This window comes from Acetivibrio sp. (assembly GCF_035371925.1).
Taxonomy (GTDB): domain Bacteria; phylum Bacillota; class Clostridia; order Acetivibrionales; family Acetivibrionaceae; genus Hungateiclostridium.
The window spans coordinates 1-6,614 of sequence record NZ_DAORXT010000004.1; the positions used below are offsets into that span (position 1 = coordinate 1).

Genomic DNA, 6,614 nt, shown 5'->3' on the forward strand with positions numbered 1-6,614 from the left:
AAGGTAGATGAATTAGTTCAGGCACTTGGTATGGAAGGTATCGATAAAAGTAAGGTATCACGGATAAGTCAAGAACTTGATGAACATGTAAACCAGTTTGTAAACCTAAAATTATCACTTAAATATCCATATTTGTGGTTGGATGCTACATTCCCAAAAGTGCGGGAAGGTGGACATGTAGAAAACATGGCATTGGTTGTTGCAGTAGGTGTTAATGAAAATGGTGAACGTGAGATTCTGGGATTTGATGTAGGGCTAACAGAAACCGGCCCTTTCTGGACAGAGTTTTTACGCCGACTTGTAAGCCGTGGATTACATGGAGTTCAACTTGTTATTAGTGATGCTCACGAAGGCTTAAAAAATGCAATTTCAGAAGTTTTAGGAGGTTGTTCGTGGCAAAGGTGTCGTGTGCATTTTATGAGGAATGTATTATGTCAGGTGCCGAGGAAACATCAAGGTATGGTATCAGCAATAGTAAGAACAGTATTTGCCGCACCGGACCAAAAAACAGCTAAGAATCAATTGTATACAGTTGTAGAGCAGTTAAAGTGTAGATTTCCAAGAGCAATGGAGGTACTGGAAAACGGATGTGAAAACGTATTACAATATATGGAGTTTCCACAAGAACATTGGGCACAACTTCATTCCACAAATCCATTAGAACGACTAAACAGGGAAATACGTCGAAGAACAGACGTGGTAAGTATATTCCCTAATCGTCAATCGGTGATTAGATTGGTTGGTTCAATACTAATTGAGCAACATGAGGAATGACAAATTGGCCGAAGATACTTTAGTAAAGAATCAATGAATAAATTGGTAAAGCCAGCAATTACAACATATAGTTTAGCACCGGAAGCATTATTGCACAAATAAAGTTAGCTTGCTTTTTTAGCTGAATCCTGAGGCGATTTTTATTACAATTAAATTAGTTAATATATTCATAAATTATACTTTACAACGAATAAAATTTAGTATAAACTATAATTAAGTCTTTATTTATACAGTTTAAGCACTCTTTTTAAACAGTTTTGTGAATTCTTTAATCTTTTAAAATAATTACATATGAGGTGTGGGGGTACGAGATGCTAGGAGTAGATACAAGAGGTATTGATGAAATACTTTTGGAAATGGGAGTTTTAAAAATAGTTGACCTTAAAAAAGCCTGGGATATTCAGAGGGAAAGTAATAAGAATATTGAGGATGTACTATTAGAACTCGGTCTTGTATCCCAGAAGGACATAATGCATGCCAATGCTGCAAAGATGGGAATATCCTTTGTTGACCTGTCGACTTATAAAATCAGCGATTCCAGTATTCCGTTATTGATTACTCGAAATATAGCAAACAGATACAAGGTCATACCTATCGAAAAAGATAATGGTGTTTTGACAGTTGCAATGAGCGATCCTACGGATATTTTTTGTATTGATGATATACGTCTTGCAACTGCATTGGAAATAAAGCCGGTCCTTGCGGATGTCAAGGAAATTGAAAGACTTATTGTTGAATATTTCGGAGAAGAAAAAAAGCCGCAGACTCCGAAATTGAAGTTGATAAAAAATGAGGAAAACATAAATGAAAATCTCGCAGAAAAGGAAGAAGAGCTCCTTGGAAGAGATATGTATGACAATATAAAGTCCAATGTGGAAGCGTTGGAACCGGAGCTTGAAGTTGCAAGCAAGGGTTATGAACAGGACATACACAATGAAAGCGGTATTTTTAAAGATAAAATAGGAAACATTCTTGTACGTGCGGGAGTTATTACACAGGAGCAGTTGGATAATGCTCTCAGCATCCAGTCCAAATCCGGAGGACTTATCGGTAAAATCATGGTTAAGCAGGGCTACATTGACAGAAAGTCTCTTTACGAATTCCTTCAAAAACAGATGGGAGTTGAGTTCATTGATATTGAAGGAATTGAAATCGATGAAGAAGTCATTAGCTTGGTATCTGCCAATTTAGCGAGAACTCACAAAGTTATTCCTATTGAAAATGTGGACGGTAATTTGAAGGTTGCGATGAGTGACCCGATGAATATTTTTTCAATCGACGACTTAAGACTTACAACCGGTCTTGAGATTATTCCGTGTCTGGCTGACGAAGAACAGATTTTATCGCAGTTGGAAAAATACTATGGTAAAAGTTCCAAGAAGTCCAGTCCGAAAGATATAGAGCAAAAGGTTGCCGATCTTGACGAGGAGTTTAAAAAGGTAAATGAAAAAATTGCGGTTGAAATAACCGAGACCCAAGAGGAAGATACGACCATCGATATTAGCGATCTTGAGAATGCTCCCATTGTCAAGATGGTTAATATTATATTCCAAAAAGCTGTAGCCACACGCGCAAGCGATATTCACATAGAACCCCAGGAAGATTGCGTTGTAGTCAGATACAGAATAGACGGACAATTGATGGAGGTAATGAGACATGACAGGAAGCTGGTTCCGTCAATTGTTGCGAGAATAAAAATTATCAGCGGTCTGAACATTGCAGAAAAGAGAGTGCCTCAGGACGGAAGAATAGCAATAAAAATTGACGATAAGGAATATGACATGCGTGTATCCGTTCTGCCTACAATGTTCGGAGAAAAAATCGTTATAAGAATTGCAGACAAGGAAGGCTTTAATGTTTCGAAGCTTGACTTGGGATTCTTTGAAGATGATTTGGAAAAATTCGATCAGATAATATCAAATCCCCACGGTATCGTTTTGGTTACCGGACCTACCGGAAGCGGTAAGTCGACAACGCTTTATACGGCACTTAAAGAACTGTGCAAGCCGAATGTAAACATACTTACAGTTGAGGACCCTGTTGAAAGTACTATAAAAGGTATAAATCAGGTACAGGTAAATGTAAAAGCAGGTTTGACTTTTGCTTCGGCATTGAGGGCTTTCTTGAGACAAGACCCGGACATAATAATGGTTGGAGAGATCCGTGACGGAGAAACAGCTGAAATAGCGATCAGGGCAGCTATCACGGGACACCTTGTTTTCAGTACATTGCACACCAATGATGCTGCAAGCTCAGTTACAAGAATGATTGATATGGGAATAGAACCGTTCTTGTTGTCCTCGTCTTTGGTTGGCTTGATAGCACAAAGACTTGTAAGAAGACTGTGTCCCGATTGTAAAGAAGCTTTCAAACCAGATATGAATCAGAGAGACATTCTTGACCTGAAAGATGATGAAGATATTACAATTTATCGTGCAAAAGGTTGCGACAAATGTAACAATACCGGTTATAAAGGAAGAATAGCAGTTTATGAAATATTGACGGTTAATAGGGAAATAAAGGAACTGATTTCAAAGAACGTAAGTTCCGATATAATTAAAGACGCTGCTATTAAGATGGGTATGAAGACATTGAGAATGAACTGTACGAGGTTGGTCAAAAACGGTACTACGACCATAGACGAAATGCTTCGTATTGCATATTTCAAGGACTAGAAAAGGGGATGTAACATGGATATAAATGATTTACTTACAAAAACAGTGGAAAATGAGGCGTCCGACCTGCATATTTGTGCGGGGGTGCCACCGATTATAAGGGTTTACGGCGAACTTATGAATCTAAATGAGCCGATATTGACTCCTCATAATTGTGTGCAGCTTGCCAAGCAATGCTTGAGTTCTAGAGCATATGAGCGTTTTCTTGAAGTTGGTGAAGTGGATGCTTCGTACTCTGTTCCGGGAGTTGCAAGATTCAGGGTAAATGTCTTCAAGCAGAGGGGTACTTGTGCGATTGCATTCAGAACAATACCCACAGATGTTCCCGTGATTGAAGACCTTGGACTTCCTGGTTTGGTATATGATCTTTCCTTGAAGCAAAGAGGCCTTATTTTGATAACAGGGCCTACAGGTCATGGAAAATCTACCACACTGGCAGCTATGATTAATTACATAAACAGCAAGAGAAAATGTCATATTGTTACGATTGAAGATCCTATAGAGTTTTTGCACAGACATAACAAAAGTATTATAAATCAAAGGGAGATAGGTGCCGATACAAAATCTTACGCAAATGCGTTGAGGGCTGTTTTAAGAGAGGACCCAGACGTTATACTTATAGGTGAGATGCGTGACCAGGAAACTATTGCAACGGCTCTAACGGCTGCCGAGACAGGACACTTGGTGTTGTCTACTTTGCATACCGTTGGTTCTGCAAAAACCATAGACAGAATTATTGACGTTTTCCCGCCTCATCAACAGGCACAGGTAAGGACTCAGCTTTCCACTGTGCTCATGGGTATCATATCCCAACAGCTTATTAAAAGAGCAAACGGTAAAGGACGTGTATTGGCTACCGAGACCATGGTGTGGACACCTGCTATTGCAAACCTTATTCGTGAAAGCCGTACGCCTCAGATAAACACTTGTATCCAGACGGGTTCACAGTTTGGAATGTATACCATGGACAGCTGCCTTGCAGAGCTCTATAAAGCCGGTGAAATAGATTATGAAAGTGCATGCCAATATTCCGTTGATATGGATAATTTGAGAAAATTAATCTCAAATTAAAAAAAACACTAGCAATTTCATTAAAAATATATTACAATATAAATAAGTAAAAAATTAAGAAATAGATATAAATTGTTAATAAATATTTACTTATTTATCTGGTTTTATTTTTTTGGTGTGTTTTAATATGGGAGGTTGGGTAGATTGATGGCATGTTTGGTTTATGGCTTGGAATCAAGCTTCTTGTATCAATGGATAAGAACCTTCTGCTTATACATATTAAAAATTTAAAATAGATAAGTGCAAAATTGCAGACAATAATTTTTTGGGGGTTTAGGGAATGCCAGTTTACCGCTACAAGGTTAAAAACGACACCGGAAAGTTGTTTACCGGTGAGGCCAAAATGGACAGCGAAGAAGAACTTAGGCGACTGCTTCTGGACAAGGGATATACCCCGGTGGAAATTATAGAAAAGAATGTAATTAACGATATTAGCCAGATTAGTTTGTTCAAGCCGAAGGTAAAAACAAAGGATTTGGCTATATTCTGCAGACAGTTTTCTATAGTATTGGAAGCTGGTGTGCCTATTGCCACTTCGTTGGATGTATTAAGAGAGCAGACCACAAACAGAACCTTGAGAGAGTGTCTTGATGATGTTTATGATAACATACAGAAAGGTATTACCCTCTCAAATGCTATGAGACAGCATCCGAAGATTTTTCCGGAGATGTTAATCAATATGGTTGAGGCGGGCGAAATAAGCGGTCAGCTTGATTTGGTTTTCAAAAGAATGGCAGTTCAGTTTGAAAAGGAAAACAAATTGAATCAAAAAATTAAAGGAGCCCTTACATATCCGATTATAGTATCTGTTGTAGCAGTAGCTGTTATATTGATACTAATGGTCAAAGTTGTGCCGACATTTGTTGAAGTTCTTGATAGTTTTGATGTTGAGATGCCGATTTATACAAAGATATTGATTGCGGTAAGTAACTTTTTCAAATCCTTTTGGTTTATTATCGTGGGGGCATTGCTTGTTATCGGTTCGGCAATAGCATATTTTTCACGAACCTATGAAGGAAAGATATTTTTCGGTACATTGGCAATCAAACTTCCTGTAATTAGAGGAGTTACGAAAAATATTGTAACTGCAAGACTCACAAGGACTTTGGGAACATTGATGTCCAGCGGTGTTCTGCTGATTCAATCGATGGAGGTTGTTCAGAAGGTCTTGGGTAATCAGGTGATAAAAGAAAAAATTGACGGTGTTATCGAGGAAATAAAAAAAGGTAGAGGTCTTACGACACCCCTTGCAGCCTTGAATTATTTTCCGCCAATGGTTATTTCAATGATTCGAATCGGTGAAGAATCAGGTAACCTAGATTTTGCCCTTGACAAATCCGCAGATTTTTATGACGAGGAAGTAGAGGCTTCCTTGGCGATGTTGACAAGTTTTATAGAACCTGTGATCATAATTGTATTGGCTTTGGTTGTCGGCTTTATAGTACTAAGTGTGTTATCGCCGATGCTCAGTATTTACGACCAGATGTCTGTTTAGTTTTTGCTTATGATACGTTTATCTTATTCCAAAAAAGTTTAGGGGGGGATACTGCTAATTTAAATTCTTTTAGGAATAAGATAAAGTATGTAAGCAAGTAAAAGCAATATAAAAATAAAATAAATAAAACAAAAATAGGAGGGTTTTGTATGAAAAAAATGTTAAAGAATCAAAAGGGTTTTTCCTTGGTTGAGCTGCTTATAGTTATTGCAATAATGGGTGTTATTGCAGCTGTAGCGTTCGGTATGTTTGCCGGTGTATTAGGTAACAGCAAGAGACGTGCTGATGAAAGAACTGCAGACCAGATTGCGAAAGCTGTAACTGCTTATATGACTGATTCTGGAGAGAAAGACTTGAGTAAATTAATTGCTGCGGGAGCACTTGCTGATGTCGCTGCTTCTAATGATGTTGAGAAAGTTATAGCCGCATTGCAAATAAAAAATGGAGTTTTAGTTGGCGATAGCTACTATGGTTCTTACTTAACGCCAAAGAAAGGCGATGATGCTAAATATGCTAATTTTGCACCTCAATATGAACAACATGATGGATATGAAATAACTATTTATCCATCTTTATTAAAAGCTGATGCTAAGCCAGTG

The 6,614-nt window shown here is 38.0% G+C and carries 4 protein-coding genes and 1 pseudogene; all 5 read left to right on the forward strand.

The features are described 5' to 3' along the window. Window positions 1-876, forward strand: a pseudogene (locus PLH43_RS01060) (IS256 family transposase); the annotation flags it as partial. A 209-nt stretch (window positions 877-1,085) separates the two neighbouring features. After that, window positions 1,086-3,449, forward strand: coding sequence for an ATPase, T2SS/T4P/T4SS family (locus tag PLH43_RS01065; protein WP_324359181.1), 2,364 nt, complete (start codon window positions 1,086-1,088; stop codon window positions 3,447-3,449). Between the two features lie 15 nt (window positions 3,450-3,464). Beyond that, window positions 3,465-4,520 (forward strand): type IV pilus twitching motility protein PilT, encoded by a 1,056-nt coding sequence (locus tag PLH43_RS01070; protein WP_324359184.1) that lies wholly within the window; start codon window positions 3,465-3,467, stop codon window positions 4,518-4,520. 280 nt (window positions 4,521-4,800) lie between these two features. Then, a complete protein-coding gene (locus PLH43_RS01075; protein WP_324359186.1) occupies window positions 4,801-6,015 on the forward strand; it encodes a type II secretion system F family protein in 1,215 nt (404 codons plus the stop codon). 149 nt (window positions 6,016-6,164) lie between these two features. Continuing rightward, on the forward strand, window positions 6,165-6,614 hold a 450-nt coding region (locus PLH43_RS01080; RefSeq protein WP_324359188.1), incomplete at its 3' end, for a type II secretion system protein.